Origin of the sequence: Bacillus sp. bc15 (assembly GCF_900142585.1) — a bacterium.
Lineage (GTDB): Bacteria > Bacillota > Bacilli > Bacillales > Bacillaceae_G > Bacillus_A > Bacillus_A cereus.
In genome coordinates, this window is sequence record NZ_FRBJ01000008.1 from 161847 (window position 1) to 188057 (window position 26211).

The following is a 26211-nucleotide window of genomic DNA, read 5'->3' on the forward strand; positions in this document are numbered from 1 at the left end:
TTAAAGGCATTTTATTGTGTTTTGTGAAACTTTGCATAAAGTTTCGTAAACGTTTACTATCTTACTTATAAAAAATAAGAGTATTGCTATCGTAAAGGAGAATTGGAGATGCCAGAAACTATGACTCAAACAAAGCCAGAACAAGAAACTGTACAAATTTCTGCTAGCCAAGGACAACTTGATGTACTTGATCAGTTGTTAAAACCTGAGGTACAAGAATCATTAACAACACTAGTAGAACAGCTTCCAAAATTAACTGAGCTTGTTAACATTTTAACTAAGTCTTATGACTTCGCTCAAACTGTTGCTACTGATGAAGTATTAAAAAGCGACACTGTTGGTGCAATTACAGAGCTTGTAGAACCTGTAAAAGATACAGTGAAAAGCATGGCTGCAACTGCAATCGAAGCGAAAGATCGTGCTGACGAAAGCAACGAAGTTATCGGCCTATTCGGTCTGTTAAAATTACTAAAAGATCCACAAGCACAAAAAATGTTCCGCTTTGTGAACGCATATCTTCAAATTAGTGCAGAACGTAACAATAAATAATTTAACTTATAACAACAATTAGTAAAGACGGGGGATATCATACTATGTCAAAACAAATTGTCATCTTAGGCGCTGGTTATGGCGGTCTTCTTGCCGCTTTAAACGTACGTAAATATTACAGCAAATCAGAAGCACAAGTTACAGTGATTAACCAATACCCAACACACCAAATCATCACTGAATTACACCGCCTAGCAGCTGGTAACGTGTCTGAGCAAGCAATTGCAATGCCACTTACAAAGCTTTTCAAAGGTAAAGATATCGATCTTAAAATTGCAACAGTTGAGTCATTCTCAGTTGATAGCAAAGAAATCAAACTAGCTGGTGGCACTACTTTATCTTACGATGCACTTGTAGTTGCTTTAGGAAGTAAAACTGCTTACTTCGGTATTCCAGGACTAGAAGAAAACAGCATGGTATTAAAATCTGCTGCTGATGCAAACAAAATCTACAAACACGTTGAAGACCGTATTCGTGAATACGCGAAAACGAAAAACGAAGCTGATGCTACAATCGTAATCGGTGGTGGCGGATTAACTGGCGTTGAGCTAGTTGGTGAGCTTGCTGACATTATGCCTAAACTTGCAAAAAGCCACGGCGTAAATCCAAAAGAAGTTAAACTTCTTCTTGTTGAAGCAGGTCCAAAGATCCTTCCAGTATTACCAGACCACTTAATCGAACGTGCAACTACTAGCCTAGAAGCACGCGGCGTTACATTCTTAACTGGTCTTCCTGTAACAAACGTTGCTGGCAATGAAATCGACTTAAAAGACGGTCAAAAACTTGTTGCTAACACATTCGTTTGGACAGGCGGCGTACAAGGTAACCCATTAATCGGTGAATCAGGTCTTGAAGTTAACCGTGGACGTGCAACAGTTGATGCATACCTACAATCTACTTCTCACAAAGACGTATTCGTTGCTGGAGACAGCGCAGTTGTCTTCGCTCCAGACGGACGTCCATACCCACCAACTGCACAAATCGCTTGGCAAATGGGTGAGTTAATTGGATACAACTTATACGCAGCACTAGAAGGCAAAGCATTCGAAGAGTTCGCACCTGTAAACTCTGGAACACTTGCTAGTCTAGGACGTAAAGATGCGGTTGCTACAATTGGAGCAAGCAATACTCCACTTAAAGGCTTACCAGCATCATTAATGAAAGAAGCAAGTAACGTTCGTTACTTATCACACATTAAAGGTCTATTCAGCTTAGCTTACTAATCTGAATATAAGCCCGAATCATGCCCAGCATGGTTCGGGCTATTTTTATCCGTAATTTTCTCTAACTTATTTATTCGGCAGAAGAATAATATAACCCTTTTAATTATCTAAATTTACTGATTATTTTATGTCCAAATTGTGTATACGAAAAGATGGAAGTATTCTTCCTACTCCCATCCTTTCACACAAACTATTCGCCTAACTTCACAAGGCTGTAGTTCTTCTTCCCTTTACGAATAATAATAAATCTTCCATCAAATGAATTTTCTACAGTAACATCCGTACCCACATCTGTTACTTTCTCACCATTCATAGAAATCGCACCATTATTAATGTCTTCGCGTGCTTGGCGTCTAGATGGTTCAATTCCTAAATCGACTAGCCACTCTACGATGTTTTTCGTCTCTTTTGAAGACTGGAACGTTGGCATTTCTTTAAAGCCTTGTTCAATTTCATCAGCTGTTAACGATTTAATATCCCCGCTAAATAACGCTGCTGTAATCTTCTCAGCTTGTAATAATGCCTCTTCTCCATGAACGAATTTCGTCATTTCTTCCGCTAACACTTTTTGCGCTTCACGTTTATGAGGTTCCGCTTCTACCTTCGCTGCTAATTCATCAATACGCTCTTTCGTTAAGAACGTAAAGTATTTCAAGTATTTAATTACGTCACGGTCATCTGTATTTACCCAGAACTGGTAAAATTCAAACGGTGTCGTTTTTTCGGGATCAAGCCAAACCGCACCACCTGCTGATTTACCAAACTTCGTACCGTCCGATTTTAATAATAACGGAATCGTTAATCCGAATACTTTCGCCTCATGACCTTCTAACTTACGAATTAAATCTAAACCACTCGTAATATTTCCCCATTGGTCACTACCACCAATTTGAAGTTGAACATCCTCTTTCGTGTATAAATGATGGAAATCCATTGCTTGCAAAATTTGGTATGTGAATTCTGTGAAAGAAATACCTGTATCTAAACGGCTTGCTACAATATCCTTCGCTAACATGCTATTGATGCTAAAGTTTTTCCCGTAATCACGTAAAAACTCAATAATATTTATTTCATGTGTCCAATCATAGTTATTTACCATCTTCACTTCGCTATTTCCGCCAAAATCAAATAGCTTTTTCATTTGCGCTGTTAACGCATCTACATTATGCTGAACCACTTCTAACGTTTGAAGTTGACGCTCCGATTGTCGTCCACTCGGATCACCAATTGTTCCTGTTGCCCCGCCAATTAAAATAACAGGATGATGGCCAGCTAATTGGAATCTCTTCATCATCATAAACGGAATCAAATGTCCGATATGCATACTATCACCAGTCGGATCAACTCCGCAGTATAGTGAAATCTTTTTCTCTTCTACTAGCTTACGTAAGCCTTCTTCGTCAGTCTGCTGATTAACGGCGCCACGCCATTCTAATTCATCAATAATATTCATTTTTTGTCATCCCCTTTATTTTTTAAAAACAAAAAAGCCCCTATGTCTACGATAGACATAGGGACGATTATTCACCGTGTTACCACCCAGTTTGCATAAATAGCATAGCTACTCATACCACTCTTAGCAATAATATCGATTGCTAGTCCGCTTAGCATTACCTAAGATACTCCAGAGTGTAATTCGCAAGTTTGTTTGTGCTAGGTTCCAGCAACCCCTAGCTCTCTCGTTAACAGTGACAAACTGCTACTGGGCTCTTTCAACGTATGTTATTTGTTAAATTATTAGCATTATATTGAATTGAAAACAAATTGTCAACAATACCCAAATATTATTTTAAAATAATTCATATCTTCATACGTATTTCGTTATTCCTTATCTTCTCCAATAATCCTTACTTCTCGCTCTAACTTCACGCCAAATTTCTCTTCAACTGTCTTTTGTACGAAGTGAATTAAATCGATGTAATCTTGTGCTGTTCCGTTATCAACATTCACCATAAATCCAGCATGTTTTAAAGAAACTTCTACTCCACCAATTCGCTTACCTTGTAGTCCTGAGTCTTGAATCAACTTACCAGCAAAGTTATTTGGTGGACGCTTAAATACGCTACCACAAGAAGGGTATTCTAGAGGCTGTTTTGACTCACGCTTAAACGTTAAATCATCCATTTTTGCTTTAATTTCTTCACGTACACCTTCTTCAAGTTCAAATCTCGCTTCAAGAATAATGTAATGGTTGTTCGCAAATACACTCTTACGATATCCAAATTCAAATGCTTCTTTCGTCAAAGTACGTAGCTCTCCATCACCTGTCATTACGACAGCTTCTGTTAATACAAACGATACTTCACCGCCATATGCACCAGCATTCATATATAATGCTCCGCCAACTGAACCTGGAATACCACAAGCAAACTCAAGACCCGTTAAGTTATGGTCTAAAGCAATACGTGATACATCAATAATTGCTGCGCCACACTGTGCTACAATCGTCGTTCCTGTTACAGTAACACCTGTAATATGAATTAAACTTACTGTAATCCCGCGAATTCCACCATCTTTAATAATGACATTCGATCCATTTCCTAAAAACGTAACTGGAATATTATATTCGTTCGCATATTTGATAACTTCTTGAATTTCATCATAATTTGTAGGCGCAACGAAAACATCTGCTTTTCCGCCAACTTTAATATGCGTATGATTCTTTAACATTTCATCTTGTTTAACATGTCCTTCAGGCAATACCGTACTTAAATATTTATAAACCTCTTGCATATTCATTTTACGATTCCTCTATTTCTATATTCATTTTATCCCGTTATACGGGCCCATAATATCCCCACGTACATGAAAGAACCTAAAGTGGTGGATACAGTGTACCCAAAATCAATTCGAGACACCTATAAACCTCTTAATTTATAAGAGGTGCCACTCATATTAAAATATATATTGCATAATAAAGCAACCCAAATGGACTACTAAACTTGACATGTCATCAGAAAGACAACAATTTGTAAAATATGTGACTTTTTCAAAACACTATCCCTCAGTATCTTACTATACCATACAAAAAGAAAGTGGTATTTTTTTGTACTTTTTACTTTATTTACATCAATGAAAAAAGAGCACATTCCACAGAATGTGCTCTTTCTATACTCATTAAATTATTTTTCGTTCTCTTCTTTTTCCTTATCAAACCATAATAGCTCATCGTCATCCACTTCACCATTATAATTGATTAAAATTTCTTCTCCCGCTTTTATATCCTTATACGCGAAGAAGTTAAAAGTATGATTCTCGAAGACAATTTCATACGTTGCATTCGGATTATATGCATGATTAAATAACATGCCGTATCCTAACAGGAATGCCGTATGATTTACCCCATACTCAAATGCGTAGTCAGCAAGTAACGTTTTTTCAATGTGTTCATGCTGTTCATTCGGATAAGAGATAACTGGTGCTGAGTGAATCAACTCACCCTTTTTAATATCACGAGTTGCAAATACACCTCTATTAAATTCTCCATCACTAAGTTCAGAAGTCTTAACTTCAATCATATTCGTCACCTATATAATTCTTTCTTTGAAGTATTTTATCCCGCTATTTGCGAGGTTCAACTAATAATCAGTAGGTATTAGTCTCACTTTATCTCCTTAAGCTTGGCAGAAAACGCGCAGAAAAGCAATTAAATTACTATCAAGTATTTATTTAAATGAAAAAAGAGCACACATGGTGTGCCCTTTTCAAGAAATATTACTTTTCCAGAATATCTTCTAGTAACTTCACTTGCTCGCTAACAGTATGTAACGTCTTAACCGATATATCATTTCGATGTTTTTCTTCTTCCACACTCGCTAGCACTTCTTCTGTAGCTGTAGAAGTTTGCTGAATTACGTTAGAAGCATGCGTAACATCCTTTACAATATTCGTCGTTTTAACTTGGAAACTTTCTTGATGAACAACAACCTCTCGCATTACTTTATTAATCGCATCAATAAACTTCCCTAAATCAGTTACGTTTGTTAAAACGCTTGCTAACATTTCGTTACACTCTTCTTGTACTCTTTCTGACTTCTCTACCTGCACTTCTACCTTACTTGCTTGATTACTAAACTCCTTCAAAATCCCTTGAATTCTTCCCGCAGAACGATTTGATTCTTCAGCAAGCTTTAACACTTCACTCGCTACAATAGCAAAACCTTTTCCATGCTCGCCTGCCCTGGCAGCTTCAATATTTGCATTTAAAGCTAGCAAACTCGTCTGACTTGAAATATTCGTTATTACATCTACAATTTCATTAATTTGTTTCGATTGCATCATTAAATCTCTAAATATAATTCCAGACTGTGAAACAACATCATTTAAACTTCTCATGTTAGCTTCAAAATTTCTTAAAGTATGTACGCTACCCTTTGAAATTTCTAAACTTTTATCCACACGAGCCGATGCAGTTCTTACTTGAGATATAATTTGTTCAATATTTCCCTCCATATCATTCAATACTTCTACCGAACGATACATCATTTCTGATTGTGATTGCGTACCAACTGCTACCTCTTCAAAGGCAAAATTAATTTCACTCATCGATTCCATCGACGTGTTCATATTTTGTCTTAAATGATTGAAATTACTATCTAGTTTCACAACTGTTTCTTCAATAAGTCTTTGCGTCTCTTCTAACTCCTGAGCTTTTCTCATTACTTCTTGCTTCTCATCACTTAAACGAAGGAGCAGATTAGAACCGATTTTCGTGACGCCCCACATAGCGATTGTTACAATCGCTAACAAACTTGCGAAATTAGCAGCTTCAGATGAGGCTGTATAAGCAAAAAATTGCTCCGGCCAATAGCTACAAAGGATAAATGTGATTACAACAGCTACCCCGCCAAGAATTAAAATGAGGCGCTCACTTAAGTAAATAAGTGAAACAGCTAATGTAAAATAGACCATTTGAAATACAGCCGGGCTTTCATTAAAAGCTTGTACCATAATGTAAGACATTGTAAGCAACATAAATGTCATGATATATTTATACGCTGATTCCATACTTTTTATAAAAGTAAAAAGCGTTCCAAATACAACGACAGAAATACCACAGATCCAAAACGCCATTGCTCTCTCTGTAAAAATATATCCATAATACCCAATCGCGATTATCCCAAGGAAGAAACTACAAATCGTTATAAACAGTAATAAATGATTTTTCTGTGATTCTTTCTCAAGGTTAGAAAAACAAGTCCTCTTTAACCACTCCATATGAAGCCCCACCTTCTACTTATACATATCAATTACTTCAGTTTAAATACCGCACTTACTGGGTTATGATCGCTATTTTCAAACTTTAAATCTTTCCCTTGTACATTTACAATCTCTACATTCGGTGAAACGATAAAGCCATCAATAATAGTGACGAAATTTTCACCTTCTACATATTTCTTTACATCATCTCTCACAGTCATAACAGACGGATCTACAGCCCACTTAAAGCCACCGTCTGTAAAGTCCTTCGGTAACTCTACTAACCACTCAGGACGCTCTTTCACGAACTTCGGATCACTTAATTGAGCGTTTGAAACTAATTGATTCCAATCTCCGCCCATTATTACGTAATCACCATTTTCATAATGCTTGTTCATATATTCTTTTAAGTACTCTACTTGCTGTTTTCTAATTTTCCCGCCTTCATCATAAGCAGACAAATGTAAATTTACGAGTCTAACATGTTTCCCATTATTAACAGGGATTTTATATTCCACAATTGCTCGATCTAAATCAAACAAACGCTTTGGCCAAGGCTCCATTCCAGGAAGCTGGAACCTCTTCGCTTCTTGAACAGTGTATTTAGAAAACGTACTTAATCCAGCCTCCGCATATCCCATTGGATTTGTTATTGGCACTGGAACCCATTTCGTATCGTAGTTCTTGCCAAATGACGAAACATAATCAGGTAATCCTTTTTTCAAAAATTCATGTTCATTTACATCAAATGAACGAAGTGACTTTATATCAACTTCTTGTAATAGTGCAAAATCACTATTCTCATTTTGTAAAAACGAAAGCATATTCTTTAAATTAGTTTCCGTTTGCTCTTTACTACTTGAACCAGATCCCTTTCCACCATCCATAAAGAAATCTTGATCCTTATCTAACCCAGCATATCCAATATTAAATGTTGTAACTTTAAATTCATTTCCAGTCGCTAATACGCGCTCCTTATTATTCTCCACCTTCAAGCTTGTAACATCAGCAGGCTGTTCTTTAGTAAGTGTCATATACGCTAGAAATCCTCCTACAATGCCCGCTACTACTAAAACACATATAAATACGATTTTAAAAAATTTCTTCAAATAAATGACTCCTTTTCACGCGAATTTATTTTTCTTTATTTTCAGTCAAATAAAACAAAACGACACACATAAGAAACATTTTATCATAATTAAAACCTTATATCACTATATTTAGTTGATAAGCAATCGATCCCATTTTAATTACTTAAAAAGCCTTCAGACATCAAAAAAAGAAAAGTTACACCCTCCTCCTCACTGGAAATTAAACGGTATATTTAGTACACTATATGTAATAATCATAGGCGATGGAGTTCGCCATAAACGCTGCTTAGCTAATGACTCCTACCAGTATGGATACTGGTAGGAGTCTATTTTTTTGAGCAAGCTATTTAAAGAGGTGAGAAAATTGATTTATATTATCGTTGGCATTGCTGGTATATTAGGAGCTCTTTCTCGTTATTATTTAGGTCTTAATATCAACACATTTTGGCATCATTCATTTCCATTGGCAACATTACTCATTAACTTAATCGGTTGCTTTTTCTTAGCGTGGCTAACTACTTATATCGCTCGGCTAAACATCTTACCTTCAGAGGTTATCACAGGCATCGGAACTGGATTCATCGGTTCCTTTACGACTTTTTCAACATTTAGTGTAGAAACTGTGCAATTGATCAATCATTCTGAGTGGAGCATAGCCTTCTTATATGTATCATGCAGCATACTTGGTGGCCTCATTATGTCTGGCCTTGGCTATACACTTGGAGATTTCTTAATTAAGAAATCTCTTACGGAAGGTGATTACTCATGATAGAAGCTTTATTAGTCGCAACAGGAGGATTTTTCGGTGCGATTACACGATTTGCAATTAGCAATTGGTTTAAGAAAAGAAATAAAACACAATTTCCAATTGCTACATTCCTTATTAATATAACAGGGGCATTTTTACTTGGATATATAATTGACAACGGAGTCACTACAGGCTGGCAACTATTATTAGGTACTGGATTTATGGGCGCATTCACTACATTTTCTACGTTTAAATTAGAATCTGTTCAGCTTCTCAATCTAAAAAAACCGTACATCTTCCTTTTATATTTAAGTGCTACTTACATAATTGGTATCCTCTTCGCATTCCTTGGAATGAAGCTAGGCGGAATATAAAAAAAGCGACTCTATTGAGTCGCTTTTTTTCATAAGAAATATGTCCCGCCATATGGAATGGAAAATAAACCAGCTGGATGTACATCGTAATGTACAATTTGCATCGGAAGTTGTGAATACGGCATATACTGACTTTGCAACATTTGTGCAAAATATGCTTGTTGTTGCATTTGAATAGCTTGATTCACAGCATGAATTGTCCCCTGTGCCCCAGCCAGTGTAATAGCTGCTCCTACTTGTCTTCCATTATAAAAATGATGGTTCATCATGATTCATCTCACTTATTCTTTTTCTTCCATATGGTATGTTTCTATTTCATAGTAAGTGTTTTGTCCCTATAGGTTGCCCCTATCTATTGCCCTTTTTTAGCTTGGAAGTAATAAATCCAAATAATAATACACCAATACCACTAAGGAACAATACATAACTTATCGGTACTAGGAAAAAGAAAGGTTCTTCAAGGAATCCATCCGCTCCTACTTTACTGTTTGAAGCATGTATAGTTAAAGAAATAATCGCTAAAATCATGAAAGAAATAGCTACTACGTATTTATTTTTCATTTCACATTCTCCTCTACTTATGTAATTCTTCTTAAATCGTTAACATCATATTATCTAAAATAACATTAACAGTCAATAATTATTTATCGTTTAACAATAAATAATTATTGACTAGACTAATAAAAAAAGGTTTGCGAAGCATCTTAAATTCCTTCACAAACCTTCTAAATTATAAATATTTACACTTCAAACCTCTTGCTTAATACAATATACATTGCGCAAAATAGCACGAATATCCCAGCATAAATTAACAAAATCTCTACACTAAACATATCCGACAACGGACCAAATATTATCATTCCTAAAGGAAGCGCGCATGAATTCGCAATTTGTACAAGGCTGAACATCCGTCCGTGCATCGATGGTTCTACTTTCTCCTGCAATAACACAGTAACTGGTGTATTGAAGCACGGCATTGTTATACCAATTAAAAAATTAAATACTAAATACATAATAAATATCGGTGCTATTCCGAGTCCAATCATAAGCAGTCCATATAATGCACAAGCTAGCGCTGTTGTATACATACGATTACGAAAGCCACCCCACGCCGCAATCAATACGCCACCAGCTGCCGCACCCGCACTAAAGGTCATCTCACTAGCAGTAAGTCTCCACATTTCGGCCCCGAAAGAACGAGTTACCATTAAAGGTGTTAAAAAAGCAGCTGGACTTATTAAAATCATGACGATAATCAATAAAACGATTAGCCTTTTAATAAATACATTTTCTTTTAAATAAGAGAATCCTTCTTTAATTCCTTGTAGATTAGATTTTTGCTTATTCTCTGCATTCACATGTCCCTCTACTTGAATGATAAGCATAATACTAATTCCAATCATAGCCGTAATAACATCAATAAAAAATGTTGTTTCAATGCTGGCAATAGAAAGAATCGCAGCACTTGCTGCTGGAGAAAGAAACATAATTAAAGATGTAATACTGCTATTTATTCCATTTACTTTCATAAGATACTCTTTCGGAACGATTTGCGGAATTAATGCATTCACAGCTGGCGTTTGTACTCCTGTTCCAGCTGAACGAATGAGTAACACAATAAAAAGTAACCAAATACTTTTATATCCTGTTAAAAATAAAATTGCTAAAACTAACGTCGCAATCGCTATAATCCCGTCCGATAACATAATCATCTTTTTACGGTCATAACGATCAATCCAAACACCTGCAAACAAAGATATCGCAATTTGTGGTAGGAAACCGCAAACAGTTGAAATAGTCAACATCACTCCTGATGATGTTGTAAGGGTGATATACCATATAATCGCGTATTGCACGAGAGAGGAGCCGAACAACGAAATAGTTTGAGCGGTCAAAAATAATATAATTTTCGTTTTCCAATTGTTTTCACTCATATGTTTCACACCCCCTTAACTAATCCTGTCTCTATATGAAAGATGCTATCTGCCCAATCAAGATAAAAACTCGCTTCGTGAGATACGAGGATAATGCTGCCCTTAAACTTAATTAGCGCCTTTTGCAAAGCTTCCTTCGCTTCTGCATCTAAATGATTTGTCGGCTCATCTAAAATTAAGAAGTTACAAGGTGATAGTAATAATCCGCACAGTTTCACCTTCGATTGTTCACCACCACTTAACGTACGAATTTCTTGCGAAACGTGCGTATCCTTCACTCCACACGCAGCTAAATGATGGCGTATTTCCTTCATATTCAGTTTAGGAAACTGTTCTGAAATAATTTGAAGCGGCGTTAAAGAATCGTTGCTCCAATTTAAATCTTGCTCATAATATCCAATCTTTATTTGCTCTGAAAAGTGAAACTCTCCAGAAATACTAGCAATATTTCCAACGATTGTTTTTAATAAAGTAGATTTCCCTACTCCATTGAAACCTGTAATAACAAGTTTTTGCCCACCCATTACTGAAAAATTCAACTTTGGTAAGAGAGCGAAGTCGTAACCAACTTCAAGGTTATTTACTTCAAGAACTGTCTGAACTGAAATGGGAAGTTCCTGAAAATGAATAGACGGTTTATGAGTAAAACTTGGTGGCGCAATTCTTTCCATACGCTCCAATTGTTTTCTACGACCTTGCGCTATTTTTGAATTCACCCCAGCAATATTTCTACGAATATACTCTTCCGTTTTTTCAATTTTCTTTTGCTGTGCATAATATTGGCGAATATAATCTTTTCGTAAATGCTCCTTTTGTCTTACAAAATCTGAGCATTTACCGTAATACTTCTTAACTGTTCCGAACTCTACATCACATATGCAAGAAGTTACTTTTTCCAGAAAATCAAAATCATGTGACACTACAATAAACGCTCCTTCAAAATTCATTAAATAATTAGCAAGCCACTCCACATGCTCCTTATCAAGAAAATTCGTCGGTTCATCTAGTAATAAAATATTAGGCTCTTCTAATAAGAGCTTCGCTAAAATTACCTTTGCACGCTGCCCTCCGCTTAATTCACCAATAATACGATTCATCCCAATCGCATCAATACCTAAACCGGCTGCCACCTTATTCGTAATACTGTCTACTGAATAAAAATCACGAGCTTCAAGCTGCTCTTGCATTTCAGCTGCTTTTAGTAGTTGATTCTCATCTCCAGTCATCGCACTTTCTTCATATAACTTGTTCATTCTCTTTTCCATTTCATACAAATCATAAAAAGCTCTCTTTAAATATTGTGAAATGGTATAACCCTCATCAATTTCAGCGTATTGATCAAGATGCCCAATTTGAATATTAGGTTGCCACTTTATGTCTCCCTTATCAGAAATAATTTCCCCCACCAATATTTTCATTAATGTGCTTTTCCCTGCACCATTCTGCCCAACAATTCCCATATGCTCCCCTTTATGCAAATCAAAAGAAGCATTCTCGTATAATACTTTATCTATAAAACTATGTGATAAACTTTCAACTTTAAGTAAACTCATTTTTATTCCTCTTTTCCTGAAATTAAAAAAAGCAGAGAGATAGCGTCATTCGACACTAGCCCTCTGCTTCGTGTTTTTTCCTATACTACTCCAATTTACGGTAAAGACTCATCGGAATAATATACACAAAGGGCCATAGACAAAGCATTGTCTATGGCCCCTTAATCTATTTTATACACCAGCTGAAAAACCATAACGAAATAAGCATAGATAAACTATACTTTTTTAGAAAAGTTATTCAGCCGATGAATATAGGGGATTTATACCCCTTGATTAAGCTCCGTACAACGCTTCACCGTATACATTTGTGCGGAGCAAAGTTTTCTAATGAGTTTTACAAATTTTATATAAAGCATATTCTGCACCTTCCTTAATACTTAAAAGGGATTTTAGCATACGGTTTTACGAAGCGTCAACATTACTTCCGAATCTTTCAACTACTTGTTTTCAAAATATTGCTTCTGAAACATACACATTCTTATCGCATTATGATAGTTACCATCAACGAAAAACTCATCGATAAGTTCGCCTTCTACCATAAATCCAACCTTTTTATAAACATGTACTGCTTTTTCATTTTCCTTATCCACAACTAAATATATCTTATGCATATTTAATACAGCGAAAGCATAATCCATTGCTAAACGCGTCGCCTCTACTGCATAACCATATCCTTGATAATTCGGATCAATAATAATTTGGAATTCTGTTCTACGATGAATATAATCGATTTCTACTAACTCAACTAATCCAACCATTTCATTGTCTTTCTCAACGATAAATCGGCGTTCGCTTTGATCATGTATATGTTTATCGTATAAGTCTTGCAGCTCCACAAATGCCTCATATGGCTCTTCAAACCAATACGACATAATATGCGCATTATTATTCAGTTCGTGTACGAACTTTAAATCTTCTCGTTCCAATGGACGTAACTTCAATTCCTGATTCATTCCTATAACCTCCAAGTAAAAGAAACCTCTTCACTTAATTTCTCAATTTTTTTCGATTTCAAACGCCCTAATTTCATTGTAAACTTTCAAGCAACTTGAAGGTCAAGATGTAAAAAAGTAGTGCAAACTTACGTCTGCACTACTACTCTTTTCTCAAATCTCTCATATTCGATATGTATAAAGCAATAACTAAAACAAGAATTGCTCCTGCGTATAATAACGTCTCCATCGGTTCCTCATGAGACACAATAATCAATCGAATTAAGGCCGTAATTCCGATATAAATAAAATAACGTAACGGGAAATGATAATTCGATTTAAAATACTTAATAATTAATGCAATGAACTCGAAGTATAAGAAATAGACGATGATACTTTCAACCAATTTATAAGACGTATACTCTTTTGCCGAAAAAATATACTGCACGAACGTAATTGTCTCATTCACTAAGAAAATTGATAACACAATGGATAATATAATTAAGGCTATATTTAATATCCATTGCAAAACACTAGCTATAACATGATCGATATTAAATGACTTCATTTTCTCTTTAGACTCCCCTTCGTATAAGTACTTATTTATTATAGCAAAATTACGATTGGAAAGAAGTTAAATCATATATTCGTCCTTTGTTGTTTCCAGTGTAGGGAAGATTTAGTGTGTGGAGAATTCTGTTTACAACCATACCCGACGAAACATGGAGAAACTCTTTCAAATTACCATTCGTACATGTCTTACTAATGAGCAATGCATAATCTCGTATAGCATCCACATGTGCCACTTTTGAAAAATCTTTACAACTTGTACAACGCCAACCCTTCTTAACTTTAACCATTGGAATAACTAAGCATTTCTCACATTGTACTCCATTTAGCAACTCCTCTTTTTCTATTTTATATTGCTCAAGTATATTTTGTTGAAGTGGAGAATGCTCCGCTATTATTTGATGAATGAGCCTATCTACATTATCTATAACTTTTCTCTTATATTTACTTTCAAACCACTTTATTTTATGAGGTAAATTGGCACTATGAATAATTGTATGAAGAAGATTGTCATCTGAAGATTTTATAATGGTACGAGGCGAGCTAATAACAACGAGGGACTCAATTGGAAGACTAGAGGAAAATCCATGTGAGTTTAACCATTTCTTTAGTTGTATTTCTTGCCTTTTTATTTGTAAAACCGGATCTGGAAATCCCTCTGAATTTCCTTCTGTTATTCGGATAAGTTGATTAAACTTTGCATCAAACATTAATGTACCTGCTATATTTTTTATCTCAAGAAAAAGAAGAAACTTTGTGGAAAGGATAATAGTATCAATTTGAAAGTATTTATCATAATTACATAAGCGAACATCATGTAAAACACTATACTCTTTCTCAGAAATAAAACTAAGCGGATAATCAATCGCTTGCTCTCCTTTATACCCCGCCATGTGTTTTGCCAAGTTTTCTCCAATTAAATTTCGTTTCGGATGATGTACAGGTAACCTTCTAAGAAGTGCTTCTAACTGTCTTATATAAATCGGCATTTTTCTCTCTTTCACAATCACCTCAAACACCCCTTTACAAATATATCAACGATTTTTTCAATATATCTATCACAACTCACAATATATCAACGATTTTCTCAATATATCTATCACAACTCACAATATATCAACGATTTTTCCAGTATATCGATTGCTCGACAATATCTGACACTACCTCACTCCAATCACTCACAGCATATCCTAGAAAAACATCTTCAGCAAAAACTTAAAATCGCATTTCCTCATAAAAAAACATAACCCGCTCCTCCAGCAAAGGTATGGTTTTTAACCCTGTGATGCCACTCTATCTATAACCTTGCTGTGAATTCCACAAAATCCATTTGTACTTATACCAACTTTCACTTTTTTCACACTGAAACTATATCCGTTAAAATCGTTTCATAACGTTATTACTTCCGCATAGCTACAATTTATATAATAACGGTACAGTACAAATAACGTGCTGAATCACTAAGTATGGGGGAATAACGATGAACGAAGCGTTACTATTAGTAGACATACAAAATGATTACTTTGAAGGCGGCAATATGGAATTACATCAACCTGAAAAAGCCGCACAAAAAGCGAAAGAAGTTTTGAGAGCATTTCGTGAAAAACATAAAACAGTTATTCATGTACAACATATTGCGAACAATGAAGGAGCTACTTTCTTCTTACCCGATACAGTAGGTGTTCAAATTTATGATGATGTAAAACCGATTGCTAACGAAAGAGTCATTCAAAAACATCATCCTAACAGTTTTTTAAGAACAAATTTATTAGAAACATTACAGACAGAAAAAATAGATCAACTAGTCATTTGCGGTATGATGACTCATGTATGTATTGATGCAACAGTACGTGCTGCTAGTGATTTAGGATTTCAATGTATTGTAATTGAAGATGCTTGTACAACAAAAGATTTAGAATTCCAAGGAAATCTAATCTCCGCAGTACACGCTCATCAATCGTTCATGAGTGCATTAGAGTTTGGTGATATTTATGCAACAGTCATGTCAGCAAACTGTTTTATAAACAAAAGCAAATAAAGAATTACAGTTCCATATGAAAAAAAAGAAAGGATAAGTATCTTATTCTTTCTTTTTTTCCATTGTCTTAATGACAGTATTTATACGATAATCACCATAATGTAAAACATCTGCAAGAGCCTCTTCTAATTGCTGATGCGAAGATGTGTGAAGAGTCATGACATAGCACCCATCGCCGCTTATACGATACATTTCAGTAATTACGTCCGTTTTTTCAAAAAAGTTTTGAATTTGATTATGATAGTGCGGTGCATGCAAAAATAGTGTAACAAAGGTCATAATAGAACCTTCTAGCTTCGCCCTATCGATATTTATCGTATATTTTTGAATGACACCTGCTTCTTCTAATTTATTAATTCGTTTCCCAACAGCCTGGCCAGTCAAATGTACTATCTCCCCAATTTCCTTCCAGTTCATTCTAGCGTTTTCTTGTAGTAATTGTATAATCTTAAAATCTGTTGAATCAAACATGGACATCCCCTTCCTATACGAAACGAATTCTATAAAATCTTCATTTCTCCTACAGTTTTTCTCAAAAGTTTTGCACTACAATCGATTAGCTCTATTAGCAATTACATTATTGTTAGTGGCTTTCCTTCTTCTTTACAATGTATTTTTTGGATTACTCGTAGCCACTACAGTAATCTAGCGATTTTTTATAAATATGAACAAATTTTAGGAATTAGTTTATCTTTTTTTAATGTTTTATTTAGAGGCAGTTTATAGTCGGGTATTAACATAAGAAACGTAGCAACTAAGTTCATATATGACGCACTGCTACTATAATCGCTAACCGTACTACTTGAAATCATAAAATAAGGAGACGATAAAACATGAACAAAAAAGCAAAAGCACTATCATCCGTATTGCTCGGATTCACATTAGCATTAACAGGGTGTGCTGGTACTAAAGCTGAAGAAAATCATGGGAAACAAAAACAAGAACAAGTTGCTAAAGAAACAAAAAAGGAAAATAAATTAACTAAAGGGCAAAAAATGACTAATATTCTTAGCGAGACAAATTGGCAAGGTACACGAGTGTATGACAAAGATAAGAATGACTTAACAAAAGAAAATGCAAACTTCATTGGTCTTGCAAAATATGATGCGAAGTCAGGCAGATATGAATTTTTTGATGCTAAAACAGGTGCAAGTCGTGGCGATAAAGGAACTTTCTTTGTCACAAATGATGGGAAGAAGAGAATATTAATTTCAGAATCAATGAAGTATCAAGCTGTCGTTGACATGACAAAACTAAATAAAAATGTATTTACTTATAAACGAATGGGGAAAGACGCTAACGGTAAAGATGTAGAAGTTTTCGTTGAACATGTCCCATATAAAGAAAAAGAACTTTCTTTCACTGATCCGGACAAGCAGCTGAACACGACTACAGGCGATATTGTTAAAAACGTTGATGGAGATAAAATTTTAGGCGGTACCCTTTGGCACGGAACAAAGGTATTAGACGAAGCTGGTAACGATGTAACACAGTTTAATTCGAATTTTATAAGTTTAGCAAAATTTGATGACAAATCTAATAAATATGAGTTCTTCAATAGCGAAACAGGTCAAAGCCGCGGTGATTATGGCTACTTCGATGTTGTACACGAAAATAAAATAAGAGCCCATGTTTCCATTGGAAATAATAAATACGGTGCTGCTCTTGAGCTTACTGAACTAAATAAGAATAAATTTACGTATAAAAGAACTGGTAAAGACCAAGCTGGTAAGGATATAACTATATTCGTTGAACATGAACCTTATAAAGGTGATATGAAACCACAATTTAGTTTTTAAAAACGTTTGATTAAAGATCCTGTACTGAGTTGCAGGATCTTTCTTAAGACAAAATCATTTACGATTCTCTTGAAAGAAATCTTCTCATATCCACCCACAACTCTTCAGCTTAATTGTTGAATATAACAACTTTAAAAAGCCTTACTACACATAAATTGTAGTAAGGCTCTGACTATTTAAGATAAACATTAAACGACTTCATTATCTCTATACAAATAAAGTTTAGCAAATAATGTTACTATCTCCTCCAAAGAAAAGAAACCTTATTTCAACTTTCCTATTGATAAGTTAACACGATAGTTCCCATATTTTAATAGTCGTCCTAGAAAGTTATCTAAGTCTTCGTTGGAAGCAAAATGTGTTTTTAATAAATAACACCCCTCACCACTTATACGGTGTACTTCAGAAATCCCTTCTTCTCCTTGAAAGAAATTCATAAACTCTTGGTGATTAGCTGTTGTTACGAACAAAGTAACAAATGCAGTCACTACTTGTCCTAATTTGATTCGGTTTATTGCAATTGTATACTGTTCAATAATCCCTAAATCCTCTAATCTTCGAATTCGATTTCCTACAGCTTGCCCCGTCATATATATTTTTTGGCCAAGTTCTTTCCATTGTACTCTTGAGTTTTCTCCTAATAATTTCAGTATCTCAAAATCTGTTTGATCAATGATATAAACCAATCCTTTCACCGTGAAAGTAGAAAGCCCGAAAGTGTTTCGCCAACCTATTCTGCTTATCGATACAATTCACTATACTTAGTTTATCCTCTTACATCACATTATTTATCAGCTATATTTACTTATAACACAGAGGACACAACAAAAAAATACATCTAGATTTAAAGGAGGTTACAAATATGTTATTACAAGAAATTCTATCGTTCAATGAACATTTTGTAGAAAATAAGGAATACGCTCCTCGTGAAGCGACAAAAATGCCTAAAAAACGTATGGTTGTTGTTTCTTGCATGGATGCTCGTTTAATTGAGCTACTTCCAAAAGCTTTAGATATACACGATGGTGATGCAAAAGTTATCAGAAATGCAGGTGGTAAAATTGCTTCTGCTTTCGATAGTGTTATGCAAAGTGTTGTAGCGTCAGTATACGATTTAAATGCAGATGAAATCTTCCTTATTGGACACCATAGATGTGGCGCGAGCCAAACGAATCCAAAAGGAACACTTCAAAAAATATTAGATCGCGGAGTAGCTTCATCAGAAATTTTATCAGCGATTGAATATGCTGGTATTGACCTTGAAAAATGGTTATTCGGATTCGATGATGTTTGCGACTCAACGCAAGCTAATGTTGATTTAGTAAGAAATCATCCACTTATCCCAAAAGATGTTCCTGTACATGGTTTAGTTATTGACCCTCACACAGGTAAATTAGATGTAGTGGTTGATGGATATAAAGCGTTAAATAGTAAAACAAAATAATAATTATCACGTATATGAAGGGAAGTTATGAGATATGAAAAAACAAGTATTAGATATGAATAGACAAGAAGCTACGCAAAAAATTTTAGCGGCAAAAATTAAAAAAGGGTTAACTTGGGAAGAAATTGCAAAAGTAAGTGAACACTCTGAGACTTGGGTTGTAACAGCGTTATTAGGACAAGCTACAATGACACGTCCAGAAGCAGAAGAAATTGGTAAACTATTAGAATTAGATGAAGAAGTAGTTCAAGCATTAACAGTAGTTCCACTTCGCGGCCAAGTAATGGAAATGCCTCCTACGGACCCGATTGCATATCGTTTATATGAAATGATGTTACAATATGCACCAACTATTAGAGAATTAATCTTAGAAAAATCCGGCGAAGGTGTAATGAGTGCAATTAACTTCAACTTGGGTGTGGATACACAAGAAGATCCAAAAGGTGGCGATCCTCGCATCGTAATTACACTTAACGGTAAATTCTTACCATTTCGTGCATGGTAATTAATTAAAAATCTATCTATATCATTAAATTAATTTTATAGATTTACAAAATCCATCCTTTTTAATCTAACTGTGTAGAAAGGATGGATTTTTAATATGAGATTCTTTTTCGGCAAAGGAGAATAATATGAATAAAGAATACTTTGATACGAGCTTTAATATTCTACAATGGTTTGTGTTTCTATTAGCAAATGCAATTGCATTACCTATAATTATTGGTGGCATATTCCATTTACCAATAGAGGATGTCTCAACATTAATGCAGCAAACTTTTTTAGTGGTAGGAATAAGTTCATTTATACAAGTATGGTTTGGGCATCGCTATCCCATCGCGGATGGGCCAGCCGGTTCATGGGTAAGTATATTTGTCATATCGGGACAAATCGCTATGCATCAGGGACAAAGTGCAAAAGACGTGTTGCAACTTTTAGAAGGCGGGTTAATTATTGCAGGTATATTACTCTTCATACTTGGTATAACAGGGCTTGTACATCGAATCTTACGTTTATTTACCCCTTTAGTTACAGGAACTTTTCTTTTAATCTTAGCACTTCAGCTTAGTGGTGTGTTAGTAAAAGGAATGATAGGATTACAAGGATCTGCAACCCATCCTGACTATACAACAGCTACTATTGCTCTCTTTGTTTTTGTCCTTATTACTTTCTTATCAATTAAAGGGAAAGGATGGATGAAAAGTTACGCTGTATTACTTGGAATTTCATGCGGTTGGCTTTTGTATGCAGTATTAGGAAAATCATCTCATATGCCTTCGCACACAACACTAGTTAAGTTACCAGAGATATTTGCTTGGGGCACACCTAGATTCGATATTGGAATGACTCTAACTGCAACTTTATTTACATTTCTTTTAGTTGCAAATACAATCGCTGCTATTTCGGCTGTAAAACAAGTGGCTCCATTATCTAAAGAAAATGAAAAGCAAACACTGAACCGTGGTGTATGGGTCGGAGGTATATCACATATTATCTCGTCGTTGTTCTCTACAATTGGAATTGTACCATTACCTGCATCAGCAGGATTTATCAAACTAACAGGACAAAGAAAAGTGAAGTCGTTCCTTATAGCAAGTCTTATATTAGCAGGAATTTCTTTTATTCCCTCAATTGTAAACTTTATATCCTTGCTACCAGGACCTATTGCTAATGCTGCACTTTTAGCAACATTTGTCCAAGTAATAGGCATTTCATTTCAATCCATTTTACGTGAAGCAGTAAATCAACGCCGATTAACTATATTAGGAATTTCATTATTAATCAGTTTAGGAATATTGTTTCTTCCAGAAAGTGCATTTAGCGGAATTCCTTCTTCCTTACAATATGTTTTAAGTAATGGCTTACTTGTGGGTACCATGCTTGTCATTCTATTAGAACAATTTTGGAAAGAGTAAAAAGCGCCCTACTTATAGGGCGCTTTTTTATACTTAATGACTAATACTAGCTGTTGGGTATAATGTTGTTCCTCCAATTGAAACTTTTATTTCATTTGTTAATGGAACGTTTTGTTCATTAATAATTGTTCTCCACCATTCCCATGCAAGACCTGTACATTCTCTTGCTACAATTTTTATATTTTTTGAATTCGGCGGAAGAGGGATAACTGTAGAGTAATGAGCCGTTTTGTCTTTTCCACTACCATCCCACGTTTTATGTGTTAGTACTTCGTTACCCTTTTGATCAAATGTGAATTCATCCCAAGATACATCAAATTGAGCAACGTAAGCACCGTAATGATCAAGTGTCATTTTAGCACTTGAATATTCTGTAGTTGTCGTCTCAATATAATCTGTATTGTTATGAACAGCAGCAGTTGCATTATCTTTTAAGAAAGTACTTGTATATGAAATTGGGTATGCTGGATTTTTAAGACTTAATTCAGCATTATCTTTAATAATATTTCGGATTTCATTGAAATCTTTAGTAACAACCTTGTTATGCTCTTTCGCATCTCCGCCTAATACTACAGCAGTAAAGGTACTTTCTTCAAAAATATCTTTATACTGTCCACTTGTTTCAACGCTGTTATTCTTAAGTAAGGCTTTAAAAGCAGCTTGTACATCTTTGCTCTTAGATGTTGTTTCTAATTTTACATAAATCGTTCTACCATAAGCTACATTTGAAACCATAACAGGTGGAGCCGAATTACTTACGCCTTTTCGAGTTAACTCGTCAAAAGTAACGCTATTATCAAAAAGGTCGGATGGATTGTTAGGTAGTTCAGCACTTACCGTATAAAATATTTGCTTATACGCCGCTACCATCACTTTTTTCTCTCCATTTGCAACCGCATTAAAATCAATGTTTAGACTGTTATCAAGATATTTAGCGTTAACATTAAGAGCACTTGCTATTTGTGATTTACTATAAACCATAGATTCCGTATACTGCATTCTTGCAGGTAACGTATGTGTTGTAGAATACTTTTCATTCCAAGTAGATACTAAATCGTCTACTGCTCCAGCTACATTACCATATGTCGGATTTTGGACAGTGATTGTATTTTCTTTTCTCATGCCCGGTAAGTCTATACTAATATTCAAAGGCTTTCTCTTAGCCACTAATAAACTTGGTTGATTGTCTGCAAAAGCTTTATTTGCAAGTTGTACAGCTCCTGGATACGTGCGATTCACTACAGAATCAATAATTGAAATATCGACTGGTGACGTTGTAAGTGATTTTTTCTCGCGTTCCACTACTACAAATTTACCATTTGAATTGATACTTTCTTTCGGAACAAAACTTTCTACTTTATCACCATTTACAGCTAAAACCTCTTGATTATTATATTTAAGATTTGCTATACCAGTATTAATGCCACTAGCATTTTTGGTTACATCAGTTACATTACTTGCTTGTGTTTCTGCGAAGGAAATAGATGAATAATTAATAGTGCATAGACTAACTAATAAACATGTAAGGAACTTTCTTCTTTTAGTGTTTTTCTTAATATTCAGAAAAATCACCCCGTTCTTTTTTTAGTAAAATATGATAATGATTGATAAATGATAGCTAACTAATAAACTTACATAAATGCTTTTAAAAGTTCTTGAATTAACGGGATTACGCCACCTACAAATTTTAAAACTGCCATTGCGATTTCCATATTATTTCCTCCTTTTTATTGCTACGAAAATGTGATTTATCTTTATGCCCTCATTATAGTGACCCCTTACACTTTTATCAATACACTCTGATATGCAATATTACATATACAAAAAACAAGCTGAATTCTTTTGAAAAATTATACAGAGATATTTTTTCCACTTGGTACATACTTGAAAAGGTGAAGCATTCTTTTGCATTTTATGAGTAATCACATAAAAAAAGCTGCTGTCTATAAAATACAGACAGCAACTTCAACTAGAGTGTCTTGCATAATCTACGCAAGACATTTTATAACTAATAAACAGCGATTGGCCCATAAGGACCATTAATAATCTCTATTTTTGTTTCAAAAATATCTGTCAAAAGTGTTGGGTCCATAACTTCTTCTACTGTTCCAAAAGCAGCAATTTGTCCATCTTTCATAGCACAAATTTTATCCGAATATTTAGCTGCAAAATTTATGTCATGCATGACAGTCAAAATTGTTCGTCCAAATTCATTAGCTGCACGTCTCAAATGCTCCATCATTTGAACAGAACGAGCAACATCAAGGTTGTTCAAAGGTTCGTCCAAAAGTACATATTCCGTCTCTTGGCACAATACCATCGCTACATATGCCCTTTGTCTTTGACCACCAGAAAGCTCATCTAAATATCTATTCTCTAAACTAGTTAAATCTAAGAAATCGATATATTTAGAGATGATAGCCTCATCTTCTTTAGTCAATCTTCCCTTTGAATAAGGAAAGCGCCCAAATCCAACTAGTTGTCTCACAGTAAGCCTAGTTACAAAATGATTTTCTTGTCGCAATATAGTCAAAACTTTTGCTAAGTCTTTTGATTTGGATTCAGAAACATCCATATTTGCTACCTGAATTTGACCTTCATCCATATCTAAAAGTCTGCCAATCATCAAAAGTGTCGTTGACTTTCCAGCGCCATTTGGTCCAATTAAAGAAGTAAAGCCTGCTTTTGGTATTTCAATATCCAAAGGTCCTATTTTTACCTTATCAGTATAGAACTTTTTAACATTATCAATTTTTATCATAAAGCCCTCTTCCTTAAAACTATAGTTAAGAATATGATTCCACCGAATAATTCAATAATAACTGAAACTACACCTTGAGCATGGAATACATGATACATTAAAAAGTATGCACTCGTCATTATTAAAAATCCTATAGCAAAAGCCATCGGAAAAATATATCTATGATCATAAGTTGACGCTGCCTGATAACTCAAAGTTGCCACTAAAAAGCCGTAGAAAGTAAGTGGCCCAATTAGAGCTGTTGAAATGGACATTAAAATAGCTACTAATACAAGCGTATAAATTACACTAGGTTGGTATTTAACTCCAAAAGAAGTAGCAACATCTTTTCCTAGTGACAAAACATTCAAATTCTTAGAATGAGCAAAAATTAATACCGCTACAATTATGATCATAGGAATTACAATAGGAAAATATGCAGGATCTGCATGATTAACAGAACCAAATAATCTTGCTTGTAAGATATCAAATTCTGAAGGCGCAAGTAGTTTTCTCATGAAAGTTGACACAGAATTTAGCCCGGTACCAATAATAATTCCAACTAAAAGCATAAGTTGTAAATTCCCGTATTTACCGGAAAGTAACCATCCATAAAGTATCAAACTCATGAAGACCATAACAACAACTTGGAATAAAAATGATCCAATTCCATTAAAATTTATTAACGCACTAGCACCAAAGAAGAATACTGTACTCGTTTGAATTGCTGAATAAAGTGATTCGAAACCTAAAAGCGATGGAGTAATAATTTTATTATTCGTAATAGATTGGAAAGCAACTGTCGACAAGCTATGGCAAACTGCAGCGATAATCATTGCAACAATAGCTACTATCCTTCTCTTAACGACTGGGATAAAAGAAGGTGAATCTATCGGAACTGGATTGTTATAAACTAAAAGTCCATATGAAGAAAGAAGACCTAAAGCAATCAATGTTATCAGTAAAATCCAATAACGTCTTGCTTCCTTCTTAGACCGAAAAGCGCTAGCTGATCTACTTTCATTATGAAGGCTAGAATCGATTTCGACATTTTCTTTTTTTCTATATTCTAATGTGATCATCGTAGCCTCCTTGGTTTTCTTTGTCTCAATAAAATAGTAATAAACACGACTGCTCCCACTGTTGCAAGTATTAAAGAAACAGGTAATTCAAAAGGCTGTATAATTGTTCGAGAAATGATGTCACAGGCAGTTATTGATCCCATTCCGATCACACAAACCCAAGGTAAATTACTCCTAAGATCATCACCTCTAAACATTGAAACGATATTTGGCACAATTAATCCTAAGAAAGGTAAGTGTCCAATAACAGCTGCAACAATTCCAACTGCAACAGAGATAAGAGCAGTCCCAAAAAGAACAATTCTATTGTAATTAACTCCAAGACTTGTTGCGACATCTTCTCCTAGTCCAGCTAAAGTCAATCTATTAGCATACATAAAAATAAGAAAAGTAATGATAACAATCAGCCATAAATATTCATATCTTCCCACCTGAATGTTAGCAAATGAACCTACAAACCAAGTTTCAATACTTTGCGTCTTTTGAAAAAGGAGTCCTAAAAAAGTAGACACTGCAGAAATTACTGCTCCAAGCATCAATCCAATAATCGGAACAATTAAAGACGAACGAAGCTTAACTCTTCTTAAAAATAGAAAGAAAATCATAGTTCCTATAAAAGAAAAAATGATTGCACCAGTCATTCTTTGAACTAAAGTCGGGGCAGGAAATAATAAATACACAAAAAGCAGGCCTAAGCCTGACCATTCAATAGTCCCCGTTGTAGTAGGTTCAACAAAGCGATTCTGTGTAATGAGTTGCATTACGAGCCCTGCCATCGCCATCGCAGCTCCAGTAAGCATTAATGCAGCTGTTCTCGGAACACGAGTTATGAAAAACATCTCTGTCCCGTCCTCTTGTCCACGTATATCATAAACTCCAGTAAACAGTGATATAATCCCTAAAATTATAACAACTATAACTGCTATTATAAAAGGTTTTGTCCATATTTTATTTTGATTATAAAACTGGGGTTGAGAAATATTCTCAACCCTAGAAATCATATTTTTTGACACTGTTTCGTA

Annotated in this window: 27 protein-coding genes, 1 riboswitch and 1 other annotated feature; of the genes, 9 read left to right on the forward strand and 18 right to left on the reverse strand. The window is 34.9% G+C overall.

Annotated elements, in window-relative coordinates:
- Positions 1-108: 108 nt before the first annotated feature.
- Together BUA87_RS22740 and BUA87_RS22745 are read left to right on the forward strand one after the other, a co-directional pair.
- Positions 109-549 (forward strand): DUF1641 domain-containing protein, encoded by a 441-nt coding sequence (locus tag BUA87_RS22740; RefSeq protein ID WP_001115309.1) that lies wholly within the window; start codon positions 109-111, stop codon positions 547-549.
- 44 nt (positions 550-593) lie between these two features.
- Positions 594-1772 (forward strand): NAD(P)/FAD-dependent oxidoreductase, encoded by a 1179-nt coding sequence (locus tag BUA87_RS22745; RefSeq protein ID WP_000043198.1) that lies wholly within the window; start codon positions 594-596, stop codon positions 1770-1772.
- A gap of 190 nt (positions 1773-1962) precedes the next feature.
- Here BUA87_RS22745 and tyrS read toward each other — a convergent pair whose 3' ends face one another.
- The 5 genes from tyrS to BUA87_RS22770 form a co-directional block, all read right to left on the reverse strand.
- On the reverse strand, positions 1963-3225 hold the full coding sequence (gene tyrS, locus BUA87_RS22750; protein ID WP_016513209.1) for a tyrosine--tRNA ligase: 1263 nt from the start codon (positions 3223-3225) through the stop codon (positions 1963-1965).
- 56 nt (positions 3226-3281) lie between these two features.
- Positions 3282-3497 (reverse strand) — a binding site (T-box leader).
- A gap of 96 nt (positions 3498-3593) precedes the next feature.
- A complete protein-coding gene (gene murB, locus BUA87_RS22755) occupies positions 3594-4511 on the reverse strand; it encodes a UDP-N-acetylmuramate dehydrogenase (RefSeq protein WP_001057106.1) in 918 nt (305 codons plus the stop codon).
- Between the two features lie 383 nt (positions 4512-4894).
- Positions 4895-5290 carry an SET domain-containing protein gene (locus tag BUA87_RS22760; RefSeq protein ID WP_000573651.1) on the reverse strand — a complete coding sequence of 132 codons (396 nt, stop codon included), beginning with the start codon at positions 5288-5290 and terminating at the stop codon, positions 4895-4897.
- Positions 5291-5486: 196 nt separating this feature from the next.
- Entirely contained in the window at positions 5487-6989 is a 1503-nt protein-coding gene (locus tag BUA87_RS22765; protein WP_000455093.1) for a DUF4077 domain-containing protein, read from the reverse strand.
- A 32-nt stretch (positions 6990-7021) separates the two neighbouring features.
- Positions 7022-8080: an endonuclease/exonuclease/phosphatase family protein gene (locus BUA87_RS22770; RefSeq protein ID WP_000713106.1), complete on the reverse strand. Its 1059-nt coding sequence runs from the start codon at positions 8078-8080 to the stop codon at positions 7022-7024.
- Between the two features lie 232 nt (positions 8081-8312).
- Positions 8313-8372, forward strand: a riboswitch (Fluoride riboswitch).
- A gap of 54 nt (positions 8373-8426) precedes the next feature.
- On the opposite strand from BUA87_RS22770, the gene crcB (BUA87_RS22775) reads away from it, so the two are divergent.
- Together crcB (BUA87_RS22775) and crcB (BUA87_RS22780) are read left to right on the forward strand one after the other, a co-directional pair.
- Positions 8427-8831 carry a fluoride efflux transporter CrcB gene (gene crcB, locus BUA87_RS22775; protein WP_000639312.1) on the forward strand — a complete coding sequence of 135 codons (405 nt, stop codon included), beginning with the start codon at positions 8427-8429 and terminating at the stop codon, positions 8829-8831.
- Positions 8828-9184, forward strand: coding sequence for a fluoride efflux transporter CrcB (gene crcB / locus BUA87_RS22780; RefSeq protein WP_072940897.1), 357 nt, complete (start codon positions 8828-8830; stop codon positions 9182-9184). The genes crcB (BUA87_RS22775) and crcB (BUA87_RS22780) overlap by 4 nt, the downstream gene beginning before the upstream one ends.
- A gap of 29 nt (positions 9185-9213) precedes the next feature.
- On the opposite strand, the gene BUA87_RS22785 is transcribed toward crcB (BUA87_RS22780), so the two are convergent.
- The 7 genes from BUA87_RS22785 to BUA87_RS22815 form a co-directional block, all read right to left on the reverse strand.
- Positions 9214-9453, reverse strand: a complete 240-nt coding sequence (locus BUA87_RS22785) for a DUF3947 family protein (RefSeq protein WP_000980931.1) — start codon at positions 9451-9453, stop codon at positions 9214-9216.
- Between the two features lie 79 nt (positions 9454-9532).
- Positions 9533-9745 carry a DUF3955 domain-containing protein gene (locus BUA87_RS22790; protein ID WP_000792612.1) on the reverse strand — a complete coding sequence of 71 codons (213 nt, stop codon included), beginning with the start codon at positions 9743-9745 and terminating at the stop codon, positions 9533-9535.
- A gap of 179 nt (positions 9746-9924) precedes the next feature.
- The gene (locus tag BUA87_RS22795; RefSeq protein ID WP_016513211.1) at positions 9925-11118 is read right to left on the reverse strand and encodes an MFS transporter; all 1194 of its coding nucleotides are present in this window, start codon (positions 11116-11118) and stop codon (positions 9925-9927) included.
- A gap of 5 nt (positions 11119-11123) precedes the next feature.
- Positions 11124-12671 carry an ABC-F family ATP-binding cassette domain-containing protein gene (locus tag BUA87_RS22800; protein WP_072940901.1) on the reverse strand — a complete coding sequence of 516 codons (1548 nt, stop codon included), beginning with the start codon at positions 12669-12671 and terminating at the stop codon, positions 11124-11126.
- A 437-nt stretch (positions 12672-13108) separates the two neighbouring features.
- Entirely contained in the window at positions 13109-13624 is a 516-nt protein-coding gene (gene speG, locus BUA87_RS22805; protein ID WP_001071095.1) for a spermidine N1-acetyltransferase, read from the reverse strand.
- 142 nt (positions 13625-13766) lie between these two features.
- Entirely contained in the window at positions 13767-14171 is a 405-nt protein-coding gene (gene psiE / locus BUA87_RS22810) for a phosphate-starvation-inducible protein PsiE (RefSeq protein ID WP_000834708.1), read from the reverse strand.
- A 49-nt stretch (positions 14172-14220) separates the two neighbouring features.
- A complete protein-coding gene (locus BUA87_RS22815) occupies positions 14221-15177 on the reverse strand; it encodes a nuclease-related domain-containing protein (protein ID WP_072940943.1) in 957 nt (318 codons plus the stop codon).
- A 476-nt stretch (positions 15178-15653) separates the two neighbouring features.
- On the opposite strand from BUA87_RS22815, the gene BUA87_RS22820 reads away from it, so the two are divergent.
- The gene (locus BUA87_RS22820) at positions 15654-16211 is read left to right on the forward strand and encodes a cysteine hydrolase family protein (protein ID WP_072940906.1); all 558 of its coding nucleotides are present in this window, start codon (positions 15654-15656) and stop codon (positions 16209-16211) included.
- Between the two features lie 42 nt (positions 16212-16253).
- On the opposite strand, the gene BUA87_RS22825 is transcribed toward BUA87_RS22820, so the two are convergent.
- Entirely contained in the window at positions 16254-16682 is a 429-nt protein-coding gene (locus tag BUA87_RS22825) for an Lrp/AsnC family transcriptional regulator (RefSeq protein ID WP_239661668.1), read from the reverse strand.
- Positions 16683-17044: 362 nt separating this feature from the next.
- On the opposite strand from BUA87_RS22825, the gene BUA87_RS22830 reads away from it, so the two are divergent.
- The gene (locus BUA87_RS22830) at positions 17045-18010 is read left to right on the forward strand and encodes a DUF4822 domain-containing protein (RefSeq protein ID WP_001034146.1); all 966 of its coding nucleotides are present in this window, start codon (positions 17045-17047) and stop codon (positions 18008-18010) included.
- A 263-nt stretch (positions 18011-18273) separates the two neighbouring features.
- Here BUA87_RS22830 and BUA87_RS22835 read toward each other — a convergent pair whose 3' ends face one another.
- Positions 18274-18705 (reverse strand): Lrp/AsnC family transcriptional regulator, encoded by a 432-nt coding sequence (locus BUA87_RS22835; protein WP_071713829.1) that lies wholly within the window; start codon positions 18703-18705, stop codon positions 18274-18276.
- A 167-nt stretch (positions 18706-18872) separates the two neighbouring features.
- On the opposite strand from BUA87_RS22835, the gene BUA87_RS22840 reads away from it, so the two are divergent.
- The 3 genes from BUA87_RS22840 (at position 18873) to BUA87_RS22850 (ending at position 21367) form a co-directional block, all read left to right on the forward strand.
- The gene (locus BUA87_RS22840; RefSeq protein WP_000926482.1) at positions 18873-19454 is read left to right on the forward strand and encodes a beta-class carbonic anhydrase; all 582 of its coding nucleotides are present in this window, start codon (positions 18873-18875) and stop codon (positions 19452-19454) included.
- Between the two features lie 55 nt (positions 19455-19509).
- Positions 19510-19959, forward strand: coding sequence for a cyanase (gene cynS, locus BUA87_RS22845; RefSeq protein WP_025118105.1), 450 nt, complete (start codon positions 19510-19512; stop codon positions 19957-19959).
- 127 nt (positions 19960-20086) lie between these two features.
- Positions 20087-21367, forward strand: a complete 1281-nt coding sequence (locus BUA87_RS22850) for a purine/pyrimidine permease (RefSeq protein ID WP_072940909.1) — start codon at positions 20087-20089, stop codon at positions 21365-21367.
- Between the two features lie 33 nt (positions 21368-21400).
- Here the strand turns inward: BUA87_RS22850 and alo are convergent, their stop codons facing one another.
- The 4 genes from alo to BUA87_RS22875 all read right to left on the reverse strand — a co-directional run bounded on the left by alo (position 21401) and on the right by BUA87_RS22875 (position 26202).
- Positions 21401-22939 carry an anthrolysin O/cereolysin O family cholesterol-dependent cytolysin Alo gene (gene alo / locus BUA87_RS22855; protein WP_000576745.1) on the reverse strand — a complete coding sequence of 513 codons (1539 nt, stop codon included), beginning with the start codon at positions 22937-22939 and terminating at the stop codon, positions 21401-21403.
- A 436-nt stretch (positions 22940-23375) separates the two neighbouring features.
- Positions 23376-24128 carry an iron ABC transporter ATP-binding protein gene (locus BUA87_RS22865; RefSeq protein WP_000590061.1) on the reverse strand — a complete coding sequence of 251 codons (753 nt, stop codon included), beginning with the start codon at positions 24126-24128 and terminating at the stop codon, positions 23376-23378.
- Positions 24125-25189: an iron chelate uptake ABC transporter family permease subunit gene (locus BUA87_RS22870; protein ID WP_000631245.1), complete on the reverse strand. Its 1065-nt coding sequence runs from the start codon at positions 25187-25189 to the stop codon at positions 24125-24127. Before BUA87_RS22870 ends, BUA87_RS22865 begins: the two co-directional genes overlap by 4 nt.
- Positions 25186-26202, reverse strand: a complete 1017-nt coding sequence (locus BUA87_RS22875; protein ID WP_000042077.1) for an ABC transporter permease — start codon at positions 26200-26202, stop codon at positions 25186-25188. Before BUA87_RS22875 ends, BUA87_RS22870 begins: the two co-directional genes overlap by 4 nt.
- Positions 26203-26211 lie beyond the last annotated feature (9 nt).

What these genes read in the sequence shown, in the direction of transcription:
- cynS (WP_025118105.1), top strand. Translation starts at nt 19,510, where the DNA reads ATGAATAGACAAGAAGCTACGCAAAAAATTTTAGCGGCAAAAATTAAA.
- BUA87_RS22840 (WP_000926482.1), top strand. Translation starts at nt 18,873, where the DNA reads ATGTTATTACAAGAAATTCTATCGTTCAATGAACATTTTGTAGAAAAT.
- BUA87_RS22830 (WP_001034146.1), top strand. Translation starts at nt 17,045, where the DNA reads ATGAACAAAAAAGCAAAAGCACTATCATCCGTATTGCTCGGATTCACA.
- BUA87_RS22795 (WP_016513211.1), bottom strand. Translation starts at nt 11,118, where the DNA reads ATGAGTGAAAACAATTGGAAAACGAAAATTATATTATTTTTGACCGCT.
- tyrS (WP_016513209.1), bottom strand. Translation starts at nt 3,225, where the DNA reads ATGAATATTATTGATGAATTAGAATGGCGTGGCGCCGTTAATCAGCAG.
- murB (WP_001057106.1), bottom strand. Translation starts at nt 4,511, where the DNA reads ATGAATATGCAAGAGGTTTATAAATATTTAAGTACGGTATTGCCTGAA.
- BUA87_RS22820 (WP_072940906.1), top strand. Translation starts at nt 15,654, where the DNA reads ATGAACGAAGCGTTACTATTAGTAGACATACAAAATGATTACTTTGAA.
- BUA87_RS22825 (WP_239661668.1), bottom strand. Translation starts at nt 16,682, where the DNA reads ATGTTTGATTCAACAGATTTTAAGATTATACAATTACTACAAGAAAAC.
- speG (WP_001071095.1), bottom strand. Translation starts at nt 13,624, where the DNA reads ATGAATCAGGAATTGAAGTTACGTCCATTGGAACGAGAAGATTTAAAG.
- BUA87_RS22800 (WP_072940901.1), bottom strand. Translation starts at nt 12,671, where the DNA reads ATGAGTTTACTTAAAGTTGAAAGTTTATCACATAGTTTTATAGATAAA.
- BUA87_RS22760 (WP_000573651.1), bottom strand. Translation starts at nt 5,290, where the DNA reads ATGATTGAAGTTAAGACTTCTGAACTTAGTGATGGAGAATTTAATAGA.
- BUA87_RS22850 (WP_072940909.1), top strand. Translation starts at nt 20,087, where the DNA reads ATGAATAAAGAATACTTTGATACGAGCTTTAATATTCTACAATGGTTT.
- psiE (WP_000834708.1), bottom strand. Translation starts at nt 14,171, where the DNA reads ATGAAGTCATTTAATATCGATCATGTTATAGCTAGTGTTTTGCAATGG.
- BUA87_RS22870 (WP_000631245.1), bottom strand. Translation starts at nt 25,189, where the DNA reads ATGATCACATTAGAATATAGAAAAAAAGAAAATGTCGAAATCGATTCT.
- BUA87_RS22740 (WP_001115309.1), top strand. Translation starts at nt 109, where the DNA reads ATGCCAGAAACTATGACTCAAACAAAGCCAGAACAAGAAACTGTACAA.
- BUA87_RS22790 (WP_000792612.1), bottom strand. Translation starts at nt 9,745, where the DNA reads ATGAAAAATAAATACGTAGTAGCTATTTCTTTCATGATTTTAGCGATT.
- BUA87_RS22785 (WP_000980931.1), bottom strand. Translation starts at nt 9,453, where the DNA reads ATGATGAACCATCATTTTTATAATGGAAGACAAGTAGGAGCAGCTATT.
- BUA87_RS22765 (WP_000455093.1), bottom strand. Translation starts at nt 6,989, where the DNA reads ATGGAGTGGTTAAAGAGGACTTGTTTTTCTAACCTTGAGAAAGAATCA.
- BUA87_RS22745 (WP_000043198.1), top strand. Translation starts at nt 594, where the DNA reads ATGTCAAAACAAATTGTCATCTTAGGCGCTGGTTATGGCGGTCTTCTT.
- BUA87_RS22865 (WP_000590061.1), bottom strand. Translation starts at nt 24,128, where the DNA reads ATGATAAAAATTGATAATGTTAAAAAGTTCTATACTGATAAGGTAAAA.
- crcB (WP_072940897.1), top strand. Translation starts at nt 8,828, where the DNA reads ATGATAGAAGCTTTATTAGTCGCAACAGGAGGATTTTTCGGTGCGATT.